Genomic DNA, 23,132 nt, shown 5'->3' with positions numbered 1-23,132 from the left:
AGGACTCCGAAAACGGTTTTAAACCATTAGTAGGAATCGTAAGCCAGGTCCTTCAACACATCAGGATCATTCAGCCTTTGCTCAAAATCCAGGTTAAAGAACTCGGCCGCCGGCGCTAAAATCTCCGGATTGTTCTTCAGGACGGCCTTGGCGGCGTTAACCACCACGTCCAGGCCTTGCTTGGACATTTTTCCCAAGGGAGGACGGCAAGGTCCGCAGGGCATGCCCAAAGCAGCCATCAGGGTTTTTACGCCCAAAGGATTCCTGGCCCGGCACATGACCGGACCCACCGGAGACTCCTCCGTGGTTTTGACAACAACCAAACCGAACAACGGCTTTAAGGCGGCCCCTATATTCCTTGCAAGATCCGCATCTCCCGCAGCGGCCGCAGCGGTCATTTGAGAAACCGCCTTGGGCGCAACATTGGAAAGCACGGAGATAACCCCGGACGCCTTGATGTCGGGATCCAGCATCATCTGCAGGGTCATGTCGTCATCCCCGGACATGATCGTATAATCCGGGCCGCAAAGTTTGCGGGTTTTCCGCATATTATCCAGGTCGCCGGTGGCTTCCTTCACGGTCTTGACGTTGGGGCATTCCTTATAGAGAATGGCCAGGTCTTCGGGAAAAAGCTGAGCGCCGGTCCTGCCCGGAATCACGTAAGGAATGATTTCAAGGTCGGGAAAAGCCTTGGCCGTGGGTGTCAGGTACTCCCTGCGGATTTCCAGGCTGCTCGGGCCGTTGTAATAGGGATCAACCAACAAGACTGCGTCTACACCCGCTTTGGCTGCATGCTTCGTGGCCTCCAAGGTCTCCTTAGTATTGTTGCTGCCGGTCCCGGCGATGCATTTTACCTTTCCCTTGGTTTTATCAGCTACGATTTGAATAACTTGCAGATGCTCTTCCCAGGACAGCGTGGGGCTTTCCCCCGTTGTTCCCACTGCCAGGATGCCATCGACGCCCCCGGCGATCTGGAATTCCACCAATTTTTCCAAACCGGTGATGTCCAGGCCGCCTTCAGAGAAGGGCGTCACCAATGCGGTGTTACAGCCTTTTGTCATCTCATCCCCCTTACTCCATTTGGTTAGGGTTGTTGATTGCCCCCATATTGGGGAGTTCAGTTAAAAAATCCAGGATAGCCCGGTTCCAACCCGATGGCCCCGGCTCCGCAGCCTGAATGACGCCTGGAACCTCTTCCACGGGAGCTGGGCCTTCGCCCAAATAAAAGGCGTAATCAGCCCGCCTAAGCATGGAAAAGTCGTTCTGGCTGTCTCCCAGGGCTACGGAAATCACCTGGAATCCGTTCGTTTTATACCAAGCCGCAACTTTGTCAAGTGCTGTTGCCTTATCCGCCTTGCCATGAACGTGATAAAACCGTCCGCCTATGGAAAGCTCCAAGCCTTGTCGCCGGAATATTTTCCTCAGTTTTTTGTCTTCGCAAGGAGTGGAGGGATCCAGCACAAAGGGCGCATCAAAATCCCTTTGTGCTGCTTTTTCAGCATTTTGCGAGGATAAACCGGTTAATTCCATTATATCAGTGATCGACATATTGTGAAAACCGGTCATTTTAAGATTCAATAATAAAGCCGTTTCATCCAAAGCCCGGCATAACGTGGAATAGGAAACGCCCAAAGTTAATTTATGCAAAAGTCCGTCCGGTTCGGATTCAGAAGGCGGTTTCAAGGCCCCTCCGCCCGGAAAAAACACTCCGCCTCCGTTTTCCGTAATAAATGGACCCTCCAAACCCAGTTCCCGCTGCAAGGGCTCCATTTCCGCCCTGGTCTTGCTGGACGCCATGACAACCGGGATTTTCGACGCTCGGCAACGGGCCAAAGCCGGCTCCGCCTTATCCCAGGCATAGGTATGATGATCCAGCAGCGTGCCGTCCAGGTCGGTGAAAATTACAGGAAAAATTTCTCCGTTATAACTCAAAGAAGGCTCTCTCTTCTTTTATGGCTATCCTTAATTTATTATAAATATCAGGTATTTTTGTCTCGACTCTTTCCCAGGAAACCGTTTGGGGAATTTCGAAAATACTTCTGTCCAACTTGGATTCTATGGAAAGAATGGCGTCCGCCAGGCCGGATTCCAAAAAGGGCTTGAATTCCGGAAAAGTGTGCACCACCTTCAAAAAATTTTCAGCCACCCGCGATCTGGCGGTCAGGATTTCGCCCGCCTGGAGAATAGAATTCTTAAAAACCTCTTTAACCAGGAACTCCTCATGGTCCCTGTCGTATATCAGGTTGTTAAAACGAGAGAGATACGAATAGTTTTTAATGCTGGTTTCGGCCACCGCCTGATAAGTCGTGGCTATGTCGCGAAAGAAGGTGTCCGTGATTTCGAGCCCTTCCTCCCTGACAATGGCGTTCATCAGAGTGGTCACAATGTCTATGGCCATCTTATTCAGGCCCTTGCCCGAATCCGTGGGGGAGATGATCTGGTGCTTGTGGTCAAAGGCTTCGTCTGAAAACTCCACCTGGGCCGGCGCGGCCGCCTTTCTATATACTTCGATCAAAGTGAATATTTCCACGCCCCAATTGGTTGCAAAACGCATTTTACGCAGCAGATCCCGCTCAAAGGCCACTTCCCCGGAAAGCTGGTATTTAAACTGCATCAAAAAATCAATCAAACCCAGCATTTTATATTCTTTATATTCCACAAACCGGCGTTTTAAGGCGGTAAGCAGGGGTTTGAGCATCAATCGGGTTACGCGGCCGAAGAGCTTTCTTTCGGAGATTCTTGTGTAAAAGGCTTTGGAAAAATCAAAATCCAGAACCACAAGAGGATACAACAGACGATCCAACTGCACCCTGCTGAAACTCCGAATATCTGCATCCACCAAAGCCGTGGAACCGGCGCCCAAAGCAAGGGATAACCCAAAGCTCAGAAACATGTTTTTTCCCTTGCCCGGTTCGGTCAAGCCGAATCCCGCCTCGTTCAGTTCGTCATATATTTTGGAAAAAACCGGCCCGGAATTCCATTGGATGAACGCATCCTTGATTTCATACTGCCTGATAAGGTCCCGGAGCAGCATGGCGTCTTCCAAGCTGGCCGCGTCCAGGCCGAAAATCATTTTATGAAGATATTTAACCTGCCGTAAATTTTTAAGAATATTTTCAAATACCGGCCGGTTTTCAGGCAGGGTGTACTCAGTCGCCAAACAGGGCATTACCAACACCGGCTTCTTGGTTCTGGCCGCGTAGCGCAATTGCCCCTTTAGCTTGGTGCGGTCCTGTTTCCCCAGGATTTCAAGGGTCATGACATTCTTATGCGTCTGAGTATAACCGGAAATAAGGCGCCTCCTTTGTTAATACTTTTTTAACGGTCTGAAATTCAAACATATATATTTAAGTATCATATTCCCAATAATATATGAACAACACTATGGGTGTCAAATTTTGAGGCCGGTTTTTATTGGCTGAAAAAGACCTTTATGGTATACACATAACGTATAATCATGAAAAAGCAGCCTGTACTCAGGGAAAGGATTGGAATGTCCGGGATGAGTCAATTTACCAAAGAGGATCTTCAACAATTTCAGGATAGAAAAGTTTCTTTGGAGGAAATGGAAAGACAGCTTTCCATCTTTGAGAAAGGGCCTAATTATCTGGATATTGTCAGGCCCTGCACGGCCGGCGACGGCATCAGGATTTTGGAGCCCGGCCAGGTCGAACATTTCGTCCAAATCTATGATAAAGCCCTGCAGGACCGTTCCATAGCTAAGTTTATCCCAGCATCAGGAGCTTCCACCAGGATGTTCAAGGAGTTGTTCGCCTGGCGTGAAATGCAAATGAAGGGAACCGCTCCGGCTTTGGAGGACGCAGCCAAAGAAAAGGATCCCACGGCGCTTTTTATTCTGCGGTTTGTCTCCAATCTGAGAAAATTCGCCTTTTACCCGCTGATCCATAGATTGTTTTCCGTAAATAAAAAGAAAGTTCCTTCGGGACATTCCAACGAAGAATGCCTGGAAATCATAAACGCGGTGCTGGACGTCTCCGGCCTTGGATATTCCCAATTTCCGAAAGGACTTATTAAATTCCATCGCTACGGCGAGTTTATGCGCAGCCCCTTTGAGGAACATCTGGTGGAGTCCGCCCAATACGGCAGAAGCCAAGGGCACTTTTGCCATATTCACTATACGGTCAGCCAAAGCCAGCTGGAAAACTTTAAAGACAAATTCGAAGCCCTGAAAAGGGCCTATGAAAATTTTATCGGCGTGGAATATCTGGTGGATTTCTCCGTCCAATCCCCGTCCACGGACACCATAGCCGTGACGCCTGATAATATTCCCTTCCGCACGGATGACGGCCACATTCTGTTCCGGCCGGGCGGACACGGCGCCTTGCTGAAAAATCTCAATACCCTGGATTACGATATCATCTTTATCAACAATATTGACAACGTCGTTCCCGACCGCTTGAAGGCCGAAAGATCCCGATGGAAAAAGGCCTTGGGCGGTTTCATGGTCTTCCTCCAGGACCGGACTTTCAAATACATCCGAATGCTTTCCCGGGAGGACGCCAATTTTACCATGCTTAACGAAGCCGTGGACTTTGTCTCGGACTTATTCGGCCTGAAATCCCATTTTCACGGCCTGACCCCCGAGGCAACCAGAGAGACTGTCCTTAAGCTGCTTAACCGGCCGGTCAGGATTTGCGGCATGGTTAAAAACGAGGGCGATCCCGGGGGCGCCCCTTTTTGGGTGCGCGGAAACGACGGCGCCACGACCATCCAAATCGTGGAAAGCGCCCAGATCAATAAGGAATCCCAAAAATCCGTGGATATTTTTTCGTCGTCCACCCACTTCAACCCCGTGGACGTGGTTGTCGGAGTTACGGATTATCAGGGAAACAAGTTTGACCTGACCGACTTTGTGGATAATGATGCGGTTTTTATTTCGGAAAAATCCCTGGAGGGGCGGCCCTTAAGGGCCCTGGAACGCCCGGGTTTATGGAACGGGTCCATGTCGGGCTGGAACACGGTTTTCGTGGAAGTGTCCAAAGCCTCCTTTAATCCGGTTAAAACCGTAAACGACCTCCTTCTTCCGTCTCATCAGGTATGATTTTTTCTTATTTTATGCTATGGTAAAAGGTCCTGGATTTGGCGGCTGCGGACTGTTTAAATCCAGGACGGCAACATTGACGATTAATCGGGACTTATTAACAAAGAAAAAATTCCTGTTCAAAAGCCCCGGTTTTTCAGCGCCTGATTCACAAGGGTGTCAACATATTTTCAAAAATTTATTTTCAATTATTTTAAAGACCTATTGCTTTTTTTGAAGATATGAAATATCCTTATTTTTATTATGAAGTTTTTAGAATAAACTAAAATAATATCACTCTGGAGAACGCCATGCAGTTTTCAATCAGCAAGGAAATCTTTCTGGACGGCATAACAAAAGTGCAGGGAATCGCGGGTAGAAAAACCACCTTCCCCATCACAGCCAATGTGCTTATCTCTGCCCAGGGCTCCACCATCACCTTGGTGGCCACTGATTTGGAAATCGGTTTTAAAGGCCATTATCCAGCCACAGTGGAAGAAGAAGGCACTATCACCATTCCGGGAAAAAAGCTGTTTGAGATAGTCAGGGAGTTTCCCCACGGCACCGTGGATGTTCGGGACCTGGAAAACGGCTGGGTGCAGATCTTCAAGGACAAGGTCCAATACAAGATCGTCGGCATGGATCCCAATGACTTTCCAAAACTGCCTGAAGTGGAAGGGATGGAGCTTTTTGAACTGGATTCCCTGGTGTTCGCCGACATGATCGAAAAAACCAATCTGTCCGGCGGCATGAGTTCAGAGGAAAAACGGCCCCATCTCATAGGCGTGTACCTGGAAAAAATCGTCCAGGAGGAGAAAAACGGCCTGCGTATGGTTTCCACAGACGGCAACCGCCTGGCCAGGGTGGACTATATACCGGACGAAGGCATGCAGCCGCCTGCTTTTGACGGCGCCAAGGGAGTCATCCTGCCGAAAAAGGTGATGACCGAAATCCTTCGGGTGTCGGAAGGCGGAGGAAAGATAAGCCTTGGGGTGCAGAAGAACTATTTCGTCATTCAAAAGGAGGCCGAAACCATCATCGGCAGACTGGTGGAAGGGGAATATCCCGACTATAATCTGGTCATCCCTAATGATCTGGAAACTTTTTTCGAGATTGAAAAGCAGCCTTTTGTTTCCATTTTGAAAAGAATGTCTATCTTATGTTCTGAGCGTTACAGGGCCGTCCGATTCAAGGTGGATCCCCAGCGCCTGGAAGTAAGCGTGAATAACCCGGAATTGGGAGATTCCAATGAAGAAATGCCCATTGCTTTTAATGGCGGGGCATTTGAAGCGGCCTTTAACCCCCGTTTTTTTGTGGACGCTTTAAATCCTATGAAAAGCGACATGATCAAGGTTAATATCCTGGACTCCAGCAAGCCCTGCATTCTGGAAGGCTCTGAAGATCCGAGATATCTGTCCGTCATCATGCCCATGAGAATGTAAAATAATGACACAAGAATACACCGCTGAAAATATCAAGGTCCTACAAGGACTGGAAGCCGTTCGCAAAAGACCTTCCATGTATATTGGAAACGTCAGTACCGAGGGTTTGCATCACCTTGTTTACGAGGTTGTGGACAACAGTATCGACGAAGCCATGGCCGGGTATTGCGACCATATCCAGGTGACTATTCATGAAGACAATAGCGTCACCGTAGAGGATAACGGCCGCGGCATCCCGACGGGCATGCATAAGACGGAAGGCATTCCCGCCGTGGAAGTGGTTATGTGCAAGCTCCACGCCGGCGGTAAATTCGACAACGCGACGTACAAAGTCTCCGGCGGCCTCCATGGCGTCGGCGTCTCCGTGGTGAACGCCCTGTCCGATTTTCTGGAAGTGGAAATTTACCAGGGAGGGGAGATTTATTATCAAACCTACTCCAAGGGAGGGAAAACCAGCGAGCTTGAGGTCATCGGCAAGACCAAAAAGCGCGGCACCAAAATCCACTTCGCGCCCGACACCACCATTATGACCGATGAGGATTACCAGTACGCCATCCTGAGCAAGAGGCTGCGTGAACTGGCGTTCCTCAACGCGGGCATCAAGATCACCCTGGAAGACGAACGCTCCGACGAGGAGAAAGAGGAATTCCTGTATAAGGGCGGCATCATATCCTTTGTGGAATACCTCAACAGAAGCCGGACCACCCTGCACAAGCCCATTTTTATGGCTGGCGCCAAAAGCAATATTGAAATTGAGGTGGCCCTGCAATACACCACTGCGTTCTCCGAAAGCATCCTGACCTTCGCCAATAACATCAACACGGCGGAAGGCGGAAGCCACTTGATCGGCTTTAAAGCGGCCCTCACCAGGACCATCAATCAATACGCTTCCAGCGATAATGTCGCCAAAAACGCCCAAACAAAAATTTCAGGCGACGATGTTCGCGAAGGCCTGACAGCTATTGTGAGCATCCGCATTCCAGATCCTCAGTTTGAAGGCCAGACCAAAACCAAATTGGGCAATAGCGAAGTAAAAGGCCTCGTGGAAAGTTTGGTCAATGAGAAATTGGGCGCCTTCTTTGAGGAAAATCCCTCCATCGCCAAAAAAATGGTCATGCGCGCGGTGGAAGCCGCCAGAGCCCGGGAAGCAGCTCGCAGGGCCCGGGATTTGGCTCGTAAAAAAGGCGCGTTAAACGACTCCACCCTGCCGGGCAAGCTGGCCGAATGCCAGATTTCAGAGCCCAAGCTGAGAGAGCTGTTTCTGGTTGAGGGCGACTCGGCCGGCGGCTCCGCCAAGCAAGGAAGGGATCGTAAGTTCCAGGCTATTTTGCCGCTTAAAGGCAAGATCCTGAATGTGGAAAAAGCCCGGTTCGACAAAATTTTGCAAAGCGACGAAATTAAAAATATGATCACCGCCTTGGGCACCGGCGTGGGCGCCGAGGAATACGACATTAAGAAAATCCGGTATCATAAAGTCATCATCATGACAGACGCCGATGTCGACGGCTCTCACATCCGCACTTTGCTGCTGACTTTTTTCTATCGTCAATTGCCCGAAATTCTGGACGAAGGCTTTTTGTATATCGCCCAGCCTCCTTTGTATCGCGTGGGAAAAGGAAAGGCGGCCAAATACCTGAAAGACGATCAGGAAATGAGTGAATACCTCCTGAGGCGCATTTGCGAATCCAGAAGCATCAGGAGAACCACCGAAGACAAACCCATGGCCGAGCATCAGATGTATTTGTTCCTGTGCGATCTTACCGAGTACGTCACTACTTTGCAGAGGTTGGACAGGCGCGGCATCCCAGCCGACATGGCGGAAGAAGTCATCAAGGCCGGCATCATATCCAAGACCGGACTCAGGGATGAAGCCAGGATGATTGAGCTTCGGAATAATCTCATTGCCAAGGGATACGAAGTCAGCGAGTTGGATTATTCAGACGAACGGCGGGTGTACGAGTTGATGGTCACCCCGCTTCCCAAAGCCCAAGGGCAGGGCGACACCAGCGAAGTATCCATCTATGACAAGCTGGAGCCCATTAAAATCGGCCGCGGTTTTATTTATTCATCCGATTTTCAAAAATGCGCTGTGCTCAGCAAAAGAGCCTTGGATGCAAACGGCGACGCCTTTGTTGTTTGGTCCAGGGGCAAAGACGAAGAAAAAACAGTGGAGCTGCCCAATAAGGAAGAACTGCTTCATCACTTGATGGAAGAGTCCAAAAAAGGCATCAGCCTGCAGCGGTACAAAGGTTTGGGCGAAATGAACCCGGACCAACTGTGGGAAACCACCATGGATCCTGAAAAAAGACGGCTGGTCAAAGTCAAGGTGGAAGACGCCATTGAGACGGACGAAATGTTCCGCCTGTTGATGGGCGACGAGGTGGAGCCCCGCAGGGATTTCATCCAGAGCAACGCCTTGGAGGTCACCCAGCTGGATATTTGATTTCAGGTGAAATTCCGCTTGATTATTTTTTTTTGGGGGAGAACTCATTTTTATTGAGTCTCCCCCAATGTAATTTTTTAGATCCCTGTTTGAGGGGGAAAATCGGACGTAGTATTAGCGTCAGCTGCTATGAATAAACTGGAAAAAGACAAAATATTGACCCGGGTCCGCAGGCCCGGAAGATACCTGGGAACAGAGATCAATTCCGTCCATAAGTCGCCCGAAGAGGTTAAACTGCAGGTCGCACTGGCTTTTCCCGATCTTTATGAAATTGGAACCTCCCATTTCGGAATTCAGATTCTCTACAGCATTTTAAACGGCAGGGAAGACATCCTGGCCGAAAGGGTTTACGCGCCTGACGACGACCTTGAAAAACTGCTGGGCGAAGAAAAAATTGATCTCTTCACTTTGGAAAGCCATCGTCCTTTAAAGGATTTTGACTGGATAGGAATCAGCCTGCTTTATGAGCTTAATTACACCAATATGCTCACTATGTTGAATCTGTCCGGAATTCCATTTTACTCTAAAGATCGCGGCGATGATCAACCTTTAATCATAGGAGGCGGTCCGTGCGCCTGCAATCCGGAGCCGATTGCCGATTTTTTTGACGCTATATTGATTGGAGACGGAGAAGAAGCCATCCTCGAAATGGCTGATGCTTGGCTGGAATGGAAAAATAAGGAAAATCCTGTAAAAAGCGATCTTCTGGACAAACTGGCCGAAATCCGCGGAGTCTACGTACCTTCCCATTTTGAGTTTGACGCAGTATCAGAAAAACTCACTCCTAAGCCCGGCAAGCAAAGCTCCGTCAAAAGAACGATTATTCCGGATTTAAATGCAACGTATTTCCCTATAGATCCCATCGTTCCTTATTCCAATCCGGTGCATGATCGGCTGCGCCTGGAAATTTCCCGCGGGTGCGGCAGGGGATGCCGTTTTTGCCAGGCCGGGATGATTTATAGGCCAGTGCGGGAGAGAACGCCGGAGAACCTCATGGAGTATGCCCGCAAATCCCTGACTCAAACCGGGTATGAGGACATATCCCTCCTGTCCTTAAGCGTGGGGGATTATTCCTGTCTGGATTGGCTCATGAGCGGAATCATGAAGGAATTCAGCAAGCAGCAGGTGGCGGTTTCTTTACCATCCATGCGTGCGGGAACCCTTACCCGCCCTTTGATGGAAGAGATCAAAAAGGTCCGTAAGACGGGATTTACCATAGCGCCGGAAGCCGGAACCCAGCGCTTGCGGGACGTCATCAATAAAAACATCAGCGAAGAGGAAATCATTCAAACCGTTTCCGACGCTTTCTATATGGGGTGGAAGCTGATTAAGCTGTATTTCATGATCGGCCTTCCCACGGAAACCCAGGAAGACGTCCAGGGCATCGTGGACCTGGTGCACAAATTAAAGGATTTGGCCGGAAAGAAAGCCGACATCACCGCCAGCATCGGGGTGTTCGTGCCTAAGCCGCACACTCCGTTTCAATGGGCTCGCCAGATTTCCATTGAGGAGGCGTGGGAGCGCCTGGATTACATCAAAGACAGGCTTAAACGGCCCGGCGTTAAAACAAAATGGCAAAATCCCCAGGTCAGCGTTATTGAAGGGGTATTTTCCCGTGGGAACAGAAAACTGGCCCCTTTGCTGGTCGACGCCTGGAATAAAGGCGCCCGGTTTGACGGCTGGTCCGATCATTTTGATTTTCATCTGTGGCGGGAACTCATGGAGGCCGACAGCATAAATCCGGACGACTATATAGGCGGCAAACCGACGGAAGAGCCTTTGCCCTGGGATCATATAGACATGGGCGCCACGAAGAAATTCCTCCAAAAGGAGTTGCAAAAGGCCCTGGACGTGGAAAAAACCCCGGGCTGCAGCAAGGAAACCTGCTCCGGTTGCGGGGTGTGCGATTTTTCCAATATACAGCCTATATTTTCAAAAAGTCCTGAAAAAGTCGAAAACCAGGAATCCGAGGAGGGCTCGGAGAATATAAACTATAGGAAGCTGATGGTTTATTATTCCAAAACAGACGACGCCCGCCACCTGGGCCATTTGGAAATGATCAGCCAGGTGCACAGAGCCTTGCGAAGAGCGCGCATACCCATGATGTATTCCAAGGGATTCCACCCCATGCCCAAGGTCTCGTTTTCTCAGGCCTTGCCGGTGGGAATGGAAAGCCTGGAAGAAAATTTTATCATAACTGTAGACAGCCGCTTTCAGCCCGAGTACATGTTGGAGCGCCTTGAAGGGCGGCTGCCCGAGGGTTTGGAAGCGTTCCGGTGCGAACCCTTTACCAAAGGAGCCAGGGCGGGAGAGCCGGACGTTATATATTACAAGGTTAGGCTCGAGCCGGAGCATGATGAAAAAATAATGGCCTTTAGCGAGGCGAAAGAGTATATTGTAACGCATACGAATCATAAGGGAAAGCAATGGGAGCTTGATCTGGCCCAATTGGTTGAAATACAATCAATGGGGGATGGAGCCTTTTTCTTGTCTGTAAAAAATATTCCGGGAAAGAGCATCCGGCCCATGGAGATTCTCGGTCATATATTGGGACTCTCTCCCGAATCGTTGGCGGGATGCCGCGTGGTTAAGCAGCCTGCATCCAACGCAGGGAGTTGACCCTTAGTAATAAGGGGTAAAAATGCAATGGAAAAAAAACTGATAATTAATGACGCCGGATTTGAAACCAGGGTGGCTCTGGTGGAGGACGGCGCTCTTGCTGAGTTATATATCGAACGCACCGGAGAGTCCGATATCGTCAGCAATATATATAAGGGCAGGGTCATGCGGGTTTTGCCCGGCATGCAGGCCGCTTTTGTGGATATAGGTCTGGATCAGGCCGCCTTTATATATGTTGACGACGTGGTCATGGATTTTCCTTCCGATGAAACCGGCTCCCCCCTCATTCATGAAGATGAGGAGGAGGATCAGGAAGTCATTCTGCTGGACGCCGAGGACGATGACGATGAAATTGAGGAAGCCGCCAGAATAATCAGGCCTCCCCGCATTCGGCCCAGCATAGAAGATATGATCCGGGAAGGCCAGGAGATCATGGTGCAGGTGGCTAAGTCGCCCATTGGAAAAAAAGGCGCCAGAGTCACTTCCCGAATTACCATTCCCGGTCGCTTTTTGGTGCTCATGCCCACCACCAATCATATTGGGGTGTCCCGCCGCATCACAGATTCCGGAGAGCGCAACCGCTTAAAAGAGCAATTGATGGAAGCCCGGGTGGAGCCTTTTGGCTACATCGTCCGCACCGTGTGCGAAGGAATAGGGCCTGAAAAACTCACCCACGAGGTGGAATTTCTCACCAGGGTCTGGAAACGCGTGGTCCATCGCTATTGGCAGTGCTCCGCCCCGTCTTTGCTGCATCAGGAGCTTTCAGCCAGTCTGAGGTCGGTCAGGGATCTGTTCACCAAGGAAGTGGACAGGCTGGTGATTGACTCAGAAAGAGGGTACAGGGAAATTCAGGATTTTCTGGAGCCCAACATGCCCGGATTGCGCGACGCCGTACAGTATTACGATCGCCGCGAGCCTATTTTCGACGCCTATCAACTGGAAGGGGATATCTCCCGTTTGGGCCGAAAAAAGGTTTGGCTCAAGTCCGGCGGCTACATAGTGATTGAGGAGACCGAAGCCCTGGTTTCCATCGACGTAAACACCGGCCGTTATGTGGGCAAGGGGGATCTTTCCGAAACCATTCTCAAAACCAACCTGGAGGCGCTGAAGGAAATCGCCTATCAGTTGCGGTTGAGGGATATCGGCGGAATCATCGTCATTGATTTTATAGATATGGAGAAGCTGGAAGACCGGGATAAAGTGTATCAGGTTCTGGTGGAAACCCTGAAAAAGGACCGGAGCACCACCAACGTTCTGCCCATGTCGGAAATGGGATTGATTCAAATGACCCGGAAACGGACCCGGGAAAATATCAATCGCCAGTTGTCAGAGCCTTGCGCTTATTGCGAAGGAGAGGGCATCGTCCTTTCCAAAAAGAGCATCTGCCACAATATTTACAGGGAAATTCTGCGCCAATCCTACGATATCCAGGGATCCCGGATATCCGTAAAGGCGCATCCGGAAATAGCCCGATTCTTATTGGAAGAGGAAAACATCACCGTCCTTTCTTTGGAGCAGCGGATCGAAACGCCTATTTTAATTCAGGCGGATCCCGCCCTGCATATTGAACGGTTTGAGATTATGGAGTTCATGGACTCCGCCCCAATATCCGGTGGTTGATTCTTTTTCCGTTGACAGGTCGGATTTTTGTCTTTATAAGATCGGTTTTGCTTGACCGGTTTTTTGAAATGATGTCAAGGAGGTTTAAATAACAATGTATGCCGTAATAGCTACCGGCGGAAAACAATACAAAGTAGGTGAAGGCGAAATCGTCCGGGTGGAAAAACTCCCCGGCGAGGTCGGAGACACCGTGCGCCTGGACCAGGTCCTGCTTTTTTCCGACGGCGAAAACGTGAAGGTGGGTCAGCCCACTGTGGAAAATGTGGCTGTAGACGCCCAGATAGTAGAACAGGGCAAAGCCAAAAAAGTCTTGGTCTTCAGGTTTAAAAGGCGCAAAGGCTATAGGAAAAAACAAGGTCACCGGCAGCCTTTCACGGCTCTCAAGATCAATAAAATTGAGGCCGGAGCCTAAACGATATCAGGAGTATTGAGTCATGGCACATAAGAAAGCTGGCGGTAGCTCAAGAAACGGCAGGGATAGTAACGGCCAACGCCGGGGCGTAAAACGCTACGGCGGAGAAATCGTTCGGGCCGGCAATATCCTGGTTCGCCAGGTGGGCACCAGAATTCATCCCGGCGAAAACGTGGGCATGGGCCGCGATTACACTTTGTTCGCCACCATCGATGGCAAAGTCGCCTACGAACGCAAGGGCCGCGACAAGAAAAAAGTGAGCGTATACCCGGTGTGAAATTCGTAGACGAAGCCACCTTGATTGTACAATCAGGCGATGGCGGAAGAGGGTGTGTCAGCTTCCGGCGCGAAAGGTTTATCCCTAGGGGCGGACCGGATGGAGGCAACGGAGGCAAGGGCGGAGACGTGGTGCTTGTCGCTACGCGAGCCAAACACACCCTCTATCATTTTCGTTATAAACATCGTTTCCAGGCGCAACGTGGAGGATACGGCAGTGGAGCCAACCGACACGGAAAAAATGGGGAGGATCTCCTCATTGAAGTGCCCGTGGGTACGATTGTCCGCGATGCGGAAACATCCGAAATCATAGCGGATCTTTCTGTTGAAGAGGAACGGTGTATAGTTTGTCACGGCGGTAGGGGAGGTAAAGGCAACAAGCACTTTACCTCCTCTACCTACCGAGCTCCCAGGTTCGCACAGGAAGGCGAGGAAGGCGAGGAGAAAACCCTCAGGCTGGAACTCAAACTTCTGGCGGACGTCGGCTTGGTGGGCTTGCCCAACGCAGGCAAATCCAGCCTCATCACAGCCCTTACCGCAGCAAGACCCAAAATCGGCGCCTATCCGTTTACCACCCTTGCTCCCAGTCTTGGAGTGCTTCAGGATCCCTACGGAGAGCCTGTTGTCATCGCCGATATCCCCGGCCTTATTGAAGGCGCCGCCCAAGGCGCAGGCCTTGGCCACCGGTTTTTGCGTCATATAGAGCGCAACCGCCTTCTTATCCATCTCATCGACGCCTCGCAGGTGACTGCCGAAGACCCTTTGGCATCGTACCAGGCCATCAATAAGGAACTCAGTTCCTATGATCAGGCTCTGGGCGAAAAGCCCCAAATAGTGGTTTTAAATAAAATGGACCTTCCCGAAGCTGAAGAAGGCGCTTGCCTTTTTAAGCAATCTTGTGGGAATCTGCAGGTATTGCAGATTTCTGCTATATTGGGGGAGGGACTGGACGAACTTATTGAAGCCATATTCGCCCAACTCCGCGAACCGGGCCGCCGACCATCCTGATTTATTTTAATTAGGTCAGCAGCCAGCTTTTTTTATCATTTCCTATAGAATTCAGGTTTATTATGAAAGGCCAAGCCAATAACAATGGCGCTGTATTTTCAGGCGCCGGCAATCGCAAGGAGTTTTTTTCCTGCGTCAAACGGGTGGTGGTCAAGGTCGGCTCAGGCATATTGACCGAAGAAACCGGCCTTAATTTGAAAATGGTCAAAAATCTTTCCCAGCAACTGGCGGAGCTGCATGCTACAGGCCGGGAAATCATCCTGGTATCCTCCGGCGCCGTGGCCGCGGGCGTACGCAAGATGCAGCTTGCCAAGAGGCCTACGGAAATACCGGAAAAGCAAGCTGCAGCCGCTGTGGGGCAGGCCAGCCTTATCAATGAATATGAACTGGCTTTTGAAGAGCATAATGTAAAGGTCGCCCAGGTGCTGCTTACTCGAGACGACCTGGCGGCCCGCAGACGTTACCTGAACGCTCGAAACGCCCTTCAGACCCTATTAGCCTGGAAGGTGTTGCCTATTATCAACGAAAACGATACGGTGGTGGTTGCTGAGTTAAAATTCGGGGATAACGACAACCTGTCCGCCATGATCGCTCAATTGCTGGATGTGGACGTGGTGATCAATCTGACGGATATCGACGGATTGTACACCAGCGACCCCAGAACCTGTTCAGACGCCAAGATAGTCCCTTACGTCGAAAAGATAACCTCAGCCCTGGAGCAATCGGCAAGTTGCCATACAGGCCAGCACGGCACCGGAGGCATGGCCTCTAAGGTAATCGCCGCCAAAAAAGCGCATGCCGCCGGCATACCAATGATTGTGGCGGGCGGGGCGACTTCAGGCATCTTAAAGAAAATTTTCGATGGGGAGGAAGTAGGGACCCTTTTCGCTCCGAAAAGTAAAAAAATGGCGGGCAAAAAATGCTGGCTGGGCTTTGCAGCCAATCCCAAGGGCCTGTTCATGATCGATAATGGCGCCGCCAACGCCCTGGTTAATAACGGCAAAAGCCTGTTGCCTGTGGGCATCAAGGCCGTAGAAGGCGCCTTTGGGGTAGGCGCTCCGGTTCGCGTGGTGGACTTGGATCGCCGGGAATTGGGGATAGGGCTTACCAATTATTCTTCGGCCGACGCCAGAAAGATCAAGGGCAAGCCAAGCTCCGAACTGGAATGCATTTTAAAGCATAAAGCTTATGACGAAGTGATTCATCGCGACAATTTAGTCGTTACATTTGAAGATCAGGAGGAAAATCCGTGAGTGTAAACGAAATCATACTCGATATGGCCAAGGCGGCTCGCGCGGCCTCCCGGGAAATTGGCAAATGTTCGGGCCAGGTGAAGGACAAGGTGCTCACAGACATTGCCGCCCTGCTTAAGGAAGAAGCATCCTTTTTATACCAAGAAAACGCCAAGGATTTGGAGGCGGCCAAGGAAAGCGGCCTTAGCTCCGCCATGATCGACCGCTTGACCATCAAGGAAGCCACCATTGAATCCATGGCTCAGGGCCTCATTGAGGTGGCCGCCATGGCCGATCCTGTCGGCTCCATGGTTAAGATGTGGCAGCGCCCCAACGGCTTATCCGTGGGGAAAATGCGCATCCCCCTGGGCGTTGTCTGCATGATCTACGAATCCCGCCCCAACGTAACCATAGACGCGGCAGGCCTTTGTCTCAAAGCCGGAAACGCCGTGGTCCTCCGGGGCGGCTCCGAAGCCATTCATTCCAACCGGGCGCTGGGGCAGGTTATCGCAAAAGCCCTGGCTAAAAACGGCCTGCCCGAAACCGTGGTGCAGCTTGTTCCCATGACGGACCGCGAGGCGGTCAAGGAACTGCTGACACAGGAAGAATACATCGATCTGGTCATCCCCAGGGGAGGGGAGGGACTCATTCGTTTTGTGGTGGCCAACTCCAGCATTCCCGTGCTCAAGCATTACAAGGGCGTGTGCCACGTGTATGTGGATCGGTCGGCGGACCACGACATGGCGGTAAACATTTGCCAAAACGGCAAGGTGCAGCGTCCCGGCGTCTGCAATGCCGTGGAAACCTTGCTGGTCAATGAGGCCGAGGCGGCGGCTTTTCTGCCCAAGGTCTGTGAAGTATTGAGCAGGGACGGCGTGGAATTCAGAGGCTGCCCCAAAACCTGCGCAATCCTTAAAGACGCCAAGCCCGCCCAGGAAGAAGACTGGCCTGCGGAATTTTTGGATCTGATTCTGGCGGTCAAGGTAGTTAAGGATATGGACGAAGCCATGGATCATATCGCCAAATACGGCTCGCTTCATACCGAAACCATTGTCACAGACAACTACACCAGAGCCAAGCGCTTTTGCCGCGAGGTGGACGCTTCGGCGGTTATGGTCAACGCCTCCACCCGGTTCAACGACGGAGGCCAGTTGGGCCTGGGCGCGGAGATAGGCATCAGCACCTCCAAGCTGCATGCATTCGGACCCATGGGCGTGGAAGAGCTCACTGCAACCAAGTTTGTTGTGGAAGGCCAGGGCCAGATCAGAAGCTGATTCAACAACTGTGGTTTATGGACGCATGCAATTTCAGATCAGGCATTTTTCAGTACATCCTGAATTGTTTGCACTATATTATTTTTTAAAAAGGGTTTTGTTATAAAGGCCTTGATTCCCAGATTCAGGGCCTTTTTTTCGTTCATACGCTCATTGTGGCCTGTACAAAGAATGACGGGAATGTCCGGCCTTATTCGCATCATTTCCCGAGCCAGCCGGTCTCCGGGCATATGGGGCAGCGACATGTCGGTAATCACCAGATCAAACCCATGGGGCTGCCTCCGAAACAATTCCAGCGCCTCCACGCTGGAAGAACTTCCGGTCACTTCGTAGCCATAGCGGTTGATCATTTGAGTGAGCATTTTCAAAATGGATGGTTCGTCATCAATTAATAAAACGCGCTCCGTGCTTGCGGGCAGAGTTTTTTTTTGGGCGGTCTTTATATCTGCTTGCGTCTCGATCAAAGGAAAAAACACCTCAACGGTCGTCCCTTTCCCGACTTCGCTTTTAATATGGATCGCGCCCTCATGCTTTTTGATGATTCCATCAACAACCGCCAACCCCATGCCGAGCCCTTTGTCGATTTCCTTGGTGGTATAGTAGGGTTCGAATACACGTTCCATGATGTCCGGATGAATGCCTTCACCTGTGTCGGATATAATCAGCTTGGCGTAGGGCCCAGGTTCAAGGCGGTTGAATTGCGTCCCCATCGCTTGATCCAGGGTGATGGGCTCCAGACTCACGTTAATGACGCCCGTCTCTTCATGCAGGGCGTGTTGGGCGTTTGTGCAAAGATTAAGGACCACCTGATGGATTTCGGTGGAATCCGCTAAAATTGTCTCGGCCGTGCAAGAAATTTTTTGGCGGATGGAAACTGTACTTGGGATGGTTCTTTGAAGCAAATCAAGAGATTCATATAGAATTTCCGCAATTCGGGTTGGCTTTCGGGCGGAGTGGGATTTGCGGGCGACGTTTAACAACCTTTGCACCACCTCCTTGGCCCGCAACGACGCCTTTTGTATTTCCTTTAATTGCTCTGCAGCCGCATTACATCCGGGGATGTCCTCAGCGGCCAGCTCTGCATTGCCCATAATGATGGTCAGCATATTATTGAATTCATGGGCAACACCTCCTGCCAGGGCGCCAATGGCTTGCATTTTCCGCGAGTGCTCGAGTTGGGCTTGCATTTGTTGTTTTTGTGTAATGTCAATAATAAAGCCCCTCAGACCCACGATTTCGCTATTTCTTTGGATTGACGAAGAACGGAAAAGGGCGGGGAAAGTGGTCCCGTCTTTTTTTCGTCCTGTATACTCCGTAACCTCAACCGTTTCGCCCTGGATTATTTTCCAATAGTTCTCTTTGGCTCTAGCAAGATCCTCTTCAATTATCATTTGAAATGCGTTCAAACCAGAATCAAAATCCTGTTGGGTATATCCGAACATTTGGAATGCCTGAGGATTTACAAAGGTCAGATTCCCCTCTAAGTCCGTTTCATATATGGTTTCAGGGAGTAGTTCCGCAAGCTCCCGGAAGCGCATTTCACTTATTTTGAGCGTGTTTTCTATTCGCTTCCTTTGAAGAATCCGCCACAGGCCGTCCATGAAAAGCCTAAACTGACGAACATCTTCCCGGGTGTATGGCTGTTCTTTGTTGCCCAAAGCGGCGATAGCCGCCATGCGATCTTCCTCAAAAACCGGAATGGATATAAAGCGCCGAACCAGGGGCAGCCCGGATGAAAAGGCAGCCGCGGCGGCGCGCTCCTCAGGGTTTTCGTTCACTATAATGGGCTGCCGCTTGCGAAGGGTCTCGGACAGCAGCTCGCATTTTGCAATTTCAAAGGCTTGGATTTCCTTGGGCGGGCGGCAGTGCGCCAAAGTGTTTTTGGTGTAAACGGAATGGGTTATATGCTTTTCATCATCAGACAGAAAATTGATGAAGCCAATATTGCTGTCCGTGAGCAAGGCGCTTTTTTCAAGAGCAAATCGGGATAGCTCATCCGGATCAGTTGGCCCGGATTCATTCAATTGCATGAGGGCTTCCAGGCGGATTTCATTGAGCCGCCTTTCCTTTTCCGCATGCTTTCGCAGCGTGATATCGCGGCAGGTTCCCATATATCCGATGAAAGCGTTTTCCATATTGTATATGGGGGCTGCGTTGGTTTCAAAAACGACTTCAGACCCATTTTTGGCTAATAACGAGTCTTCCAATGCTATGATTTTTTCACGGTTATTCACGGCTTTGAAAAAAATGGGGGCGACCCTTGCAGCTTCTGTTTGAGACATGAAATCAAATGGGGTCCTGCCCAGGATTTCATTGATTTCGTATCCTATCAGGTCCTTCGCCTGAGGACTCACGTAAGTATAAGTCCCATCCTTATCCACCACCCAAACCCAATCAATCACATTTTCAATGAGAGTGCGAAAATTTTCCTCGCTTTTTTGGGATCGTTTTTCAGATAAGATGCGTTCCGTCACCTCGAGCAATGTGAAAACCAAGCCGTTTATCTTGCCGGAATTATCCTTTGTGGGCGCCAAACTCCAATCCCAATAGGTTACTCCGCGTTCAGGCTGATCTGGAAATGTAAAGGCTTTAGCTTCAACGAAAAAAGGCTCTCCCGTTTCAATCACACGCTGAAAAATGGCTTGATTCTCAGGATGCGGATAAAGATCAAAATGATTTTTTCCTGGAAAAAACGACTGATCATGCTTGCAGGTTTTGGCGTAAGCCTGGTTGACCCATACGAAATTGAAGCGCCGGTCCAGATACACCGCCATCATGTGGGTGTGTTCCAGAACTGCCTGCATGACCTCATTTTGCTCCCAAAGCTGTTTTTTTGCTTTTTTTCGGGAAAGGGCGCCTTCTGCCAGGTCCATGATAAAACGGGCTAGCGATTTGTTGTAGGCAAGTATGTATTCAACTTTTTCTGGCGTAAAACTAGGCACTTGATCCAGAGCCTCAAGGTATGCATCAAGATCAAATCCAAATTTTACTCCCTGCTCAACAAAAAAGTTTCTTTCCGGCGCCTCGCCTTCAAAAAAAAATTGTCCCAGGAACATCGTAGCCAGATGTCTGCCGTGAACGACGATGGGCGTGCCAATATCCCATAAACCGTTATGGCATTTATACTTGCTAAATTCTCCAATTTTTAGATGATCCTTAATATAGTCATCGCTTTTTTGGCATCTGTGTTTGGTCTTGGGGCAGGCGCGATGAAAATTAAGGCAAATGTCTTGCCACCCTGACCCGACAATGATCGAATTGTCCGTCGCGTCAATAATTCCTGTGGGCATGCCTGTTGATTGATATAAAGAGTCGGCCATCCTTTGAAGCGCGGCAACATCAATCAAATCCGCAAGGCGATATTTTTTCATGAATTATCATAACCTTATAAAAAGCATATACTCATTAAGGCAGTGCAATTATCCGCGTTTACCCCGGATTCGGCCAGCAGGGAATCTGACAGCCGTAAACCTCACTATGTTTGCATTGTGCCAGTTACGGACAGACAGATCAATATTTTTCTTGTTTTTTTGATATGTTATGGTTGGTCTGCGCCCATGCCTGAGTTTTGGCCCCTCTCGGGGGCGCAGACAGCGGCGGCGGCTTTCTTCCCGGTCCAAAGAATGCCCTCCTCCATGTACTATCGGCTTTTTGCTTCCCCCGCTTGAATTTTGCCAAGCCTATTTGTGTATGGAAGAGGAGCTTCGGCTGAGAGTCGTCATTGAGCGGGAAAAATATCCGTGCGCCCGGAAGAACGGCTTCAGATTAGGTTTTATCCGCCGCATGTAAAAATTGGAAAACCGGACAGGGATATTCCCATCCGGTTTTATATGTAGAAGGAATTTTCAGCCCGGTTTTATTTCGCAAGCATGGCCCGCATCATATCTCCAGCGTTTTCCGCGTGGTCTGCGATGGAGCCCGTGATTTCCGTCAGCTTAAGAAGATGCATAACCGTTATGGGATCTGCGTCGCAGGTGAAAATCTTCCGGTTCAACCGGTCTTCGCAAATGTCGGCCTCATGCTCCAGGCTACGCATGGTGGCGATGATTTCCTTGGCTTTGATTCTCTGCTTTTCGGAGAACGTACTGAAGTATTCCCTGGCTTCCTGAACCATCGCCGAAAGTTCTTCAATGGGAGTCACCACTGAGTCCACAAGCAGGAAGAAATCCTTCTCCAATTCCTTGGGAATCGCGTTCTGGGGACGATAAGACAACCAGTTCAGGGAGTCCTTTACGGAATCCAGAACACAGTCCTGCTCCCGGATATACCTGAATATGAGAAACTTGCTCACAGGAAGCATGGTGTTTTTCGGCAAATGGCCCCTGACCCGCCTTTTTATGGCGTCGGCTTCATGCTCCAACCGGATGACTTCGTGGCGAAATTTTTCAAAGGATTCGCACTTGTCCGTAACGTAGCATTCTATGCCTTGCTGATAAGCCCAGGCGCATTCCTTCACCTTTTCCGCATGTTCCTGAAGCCCCTCAAACGGTGATGTAACGAATAGACTCGAAAACGGTATACGCATGGAGAACTCCTTCTCTTATAGTATGGGTTCTAAAATCAGGAACAAAAACATGCTGGTCAAAGCGGCCGCCGGAACCGTAAGCACCCAGTACAAGACAATCTTGCCGATGATGCCTACGTTTACTGCGTCCACGCCGCCGGCGAATCCCACGCCAAGGACGCCGCCCACAGCGGCATGAGTGGTGGATACCGGCAAGCCCATTTTGGAGGCTACCATCACCGTGGTAGCGGCTGAAAAATCCACCGCAAAACCGCGTGTATTAGTCAGAGTGGTAATTTTTTCGCCAATGGTTTTCATGACGCGTTCGCCGGCCATGGCGACTCCCAGAGCTATGCCTATGCCGCCGAAAAGCAGTAAAAACCAGGGCACGGGCAGGCTGGCGCCCACGTTGCCGTCTTTAACCAAAAAATACACCAGCGCCAAAGGACCGATTGCGTTGGCCACGTCATTGGCGCCCTGAGCCAAGGCCACGTAACAGGACGTGCCGATTTGAATCTTCCTGAAAACCTCCTCCGTCCCATCCGGATTGTCGGAAGGAATGAATTTCACAAGAAGAAACTTGCCGATAAACCCGAAGATCAAAGCAAGGCCGAAAGCCAGGCTTAAGGCCATGGGCGTGCTGATGGAAAAGGTTTTTCCCAAAGGCGTTTTAAATAGGAAACAAAGAAGAACCACAAAAAAGGCGATCCCTACAAACAAAGGAGACCATCGTATAGCTCTTTCAAAGGGGTCTTCCCTGGATAAAATCAGACCCACTATAAATTTGAACATAAGAAAAGAAAGCACCATGGCGAATACGGGAGAAATAACCCAACTGGCCACAACCTGGCCAAGCTTGCCCCAGTTGATTACCGAAAATCCCGAAGCCATGATTCCAAAACCGATCATGGATCCCACAATGGAATGCGTAGTGGAAACCGGCAAGGAACGCCATGTTGCAAAACTGATCCATAGGGACGCGGCCAACAAAGCGGATAGAGCGCCCACCAGAGCCATGTGAGGGTCCGCAAGCACTTCGGTGGAAACAATGCCTTTTCGGATGGTCTGAGTTACGTGAGAGCCTATGAAAACGGCGCCTACAATATTCAATACTCCTGCAATTACAACAGCTTGCCTTACAGTAATAGCCTTGGCGCCCACGGCCGAGGCCATGGAGTTGGCTACGTCGTTGGCGCCAATGTTCCAGGACATATAAAAGCCGAGCAGAAAGCCTGCAATAAGTACTACTGTTTCGGGCATG

The 23,132-nt window shown here is 50.3% G+C and carries 16 protein-coding genes and 1 pseudogene; 10 read left to right on the top strand and 7 right to left on the bottom strand.

Going from position 1 to position 23,132, the window contains the following annotated elements:
* Positions 1-26 precede the first annotated feature (26 nt).
* Genes dapA through G491_RS0114115 form a run of 3 tightly spaced genes read right to left on the bottom strand, consistent with a single transcriptional unit; the run spans position 27 to position 3,259 of the window.
* A complete protein-coding gene (gene dapA, locus G491_RS0114125) occupies positions 27-1,061 on the bottom strand; it encodes a 4-hydroxy-tetrahydrodipicolinate synthase (RefSeq protein WP_028315051.1) in 1,035 nt (344 codons plus the stop codon).
* A 10-nt stretch (positions 1,062-1,071) separates the two neighbouring features.
* On the bottom strand, positions 1,072-1,932 hold the full coding sequence (locus G491_RS0114120) for an HAD-IIB family hydrolase (RefSeq protein ID WP_015948840.1): 861 nt from the start codon (positions 1,930-1,932) through the stop codon (positions 1,072-1,074).
* On the bottom strand, positions 1,922-3,259 hold the full coding sequence (locus tag G491_RS0114115; RefSeq protein WP_028315050.1) for a glycosyltransferase family protein: 1,338 nt from the start codon (positions 3,257-3,259) through the stop codon (positions 1,922-1,924). The genes G491_RS0114120 and G491_RS0114115 overlap by 11 nt, the downstream gene beginning before the upstream one ends.
* A 243-nt stretch (positions 3,260-3,502) precedes the next feature.
* Between G491_RS0114115 and G491_RS0114110 the strand changes: the two genes are divergently transcribed.
* The 10 genes from G491_RS0114110 (at position 3,503) to G491_RS0114065 (ending at position 17,367) form a co-directional block, all read left to right on the top strand.
* Positions 3,503-5,062, top strand: coding sequence for a DUF4301 family protein (locus G491_RS0114110; RefSeq protein ID WP_035218993.1), 1,560 nt, complete (start codon positions 3,503-3,505; stop codon positions 5,060-5,062).
* 290 nt (positions 5,063-5,352) lie between these two features.
* Positions 5,353-6,483 (top strand): DNA polymerase III subunit beta, encoded by a 1,131-nt coding sequence (dnaN, locus tag G491_RS0114105; RefSeq protein WP_028315048.1) that lies wholly within the window; start codon positions 5,353-5,355, stop codon positions 6,481-6,483.
* A gap of 4 nt (positions 6,484-6,487) precedes the next feature.
* Positions 6,488-8,926: a DNA topoisomerase (ATP-hydrolyzing) subunit B gene (gene gyrB / locus G491_RS0114100; protein WP_028315047.1), complete on the top strand. Its 2,439-nt coding sequence runs from the start codon at positions 6,488-6,490 to the stop codon at positions 8,924-8,926.
* 129 nt (positions 8,927-9,055) lie between these two features.
* Complete coding sequence (locus G491_RS0114095) at positions 9,056-11,545, top strand: TIGR03960 family B12-binding radical SAM protein (RefSeq protein WP_028315046.1); 2,490 nt, start codon at positions 9,056-9,058, stop codon at positions 11,543-11,545.
* Between the two features lie 27 nt (positions 11,546-11,572).
* Positions 11,573-13,165, top strand: coding sequence for an Rne/Rng family ribonuclease (locus tag G491_RS0114090; protein WP_028315045.1), 1,593 nt, complete (start codon positions 11,573-11,575; stop codon positions 13,163-13,165).
* A gap of 94 nt (positions 13,166-13,259) precedes the next feature.
* Entirely contained in the window at positions 13,260-13,577 is a 318-nt protein-coding gene (rplU, locus tag G491_RS0114085) for a 50S ribosomal protein L21 (RefSeq protein ID WP_015948847.1), read from the top strand.
* A 22-nt stretch (positions 13,578-13,599) separates the two neighbouring features.
* A complete protein-coding gene (gene rpmA / locus G491_RS0114080; protein WP_015948848.1) occupies positions 13,600-13,854 on the top strand; it encodes a 50S ribosomal protein L27 in 255 nt (84 codons plus the stop codon).
* Positions 13,851-14,861 (top strand): GTPase ObgE, encoded by a 1,011-nt coding sequence (gene obgE / locus G491_RS0114075; protein WP_028315044.1) that lies wholly within the window; start codon positions 13,851-13,853, stop codon positions 14,859-14,861. Before rpmA ends, obgE begins: the two co-directional genes overlap by 4 nt.
* A 62-nt stretch (positions 14,862-14,923) precedes the next feature.
* Positions 14,924-16,114: a glutamate 5-kinase gene (gene proB / locus G491_RS0114070; RefSeq protein WP_028315043.1), complete on the top strand. Its 1,191-nt coding sequence runs from the start codon at positions 14,924-14,926 to the stop codon at positions 16,112-16,114.
* On the top strand, positions 16,111-17,367 hold the full coding sequence (locus G491_RS0114065) for a glutamate-5-semialdehyde dehydrogenase (RefSeq protein ID WP_028315042.1): 1,257 nt from the start codon (positions 16,111-16,113) through the stop codon (positions 17,365-17,367). The genes proB and G491_RS0114065 overlap by 4 nt, the downstream gene beginning before the upstream one ends.
* A 38-nt stretch (positions 17,368-17,405) precedes the next feature.
* On the opposite strand, the gene G491_RS33965 is transcribed toward G491_RS0114065, so the two are convergent.
* The 4 genes and pseudogenes from G491_RS33965 to G491_RS0114050 form a co-directional block, all read right to left on the bottom strand.
* Positions 17,406-20,240, bottom strand: a complete 2,835-nt coding sequence (locus tag G491_RS33965; protein ID WP_248635398.1) for a hybrid sensor histidine kinase/response regulator — start codon at positions 20,238-20,240, stop codon at positions 17,406-17,408.
* A pseudogene (locus G491_RS36725) lies at positions 20,241-20,738 on the bottom strand (PocR ligand-binding domain-containing protein); the annotation flags it as partial.
* Positions 20,739-21,223: 485 nt separating this feature from the next.
* Entirely contained in the window at positions 21,224-21,892 is a 669-nt protein-coding gene (locus G491_RS0114055) for a TIGR00153 family protein (RefSeq protein ID WP_015948852.1), read from the bottom strand.
* Positions 21,893-21,907: 15 nt separating this feature from the next.
* Entirely contained in the window at positions 21,908-23,131 is a 1,224-nt protein-coding gene (locus G491_RS0114050; protein ID WP_051327265.1) for an inorganic phosphate transporter, read from the bottom strand.
* Position 23,132 lies beyond the last annotated feature (1 nt).

Source organism: Desulfatibacillum aliphaticivorans DSM 15576, assembly GCF_000429905.1.
Lineage (GTDB): Bacteria > Desulfobacterota > Desulfobacteria > Desulfobacterales > Desulfatibacillaceae > Desulfatibacillum > Desulfatibacillum aliphaticivorans.
The sequence above is the reverse complement of the archived record's forward strand: the minus strand, read 5'-3'. Positions and strand labels throughout refer to the sequence as shown.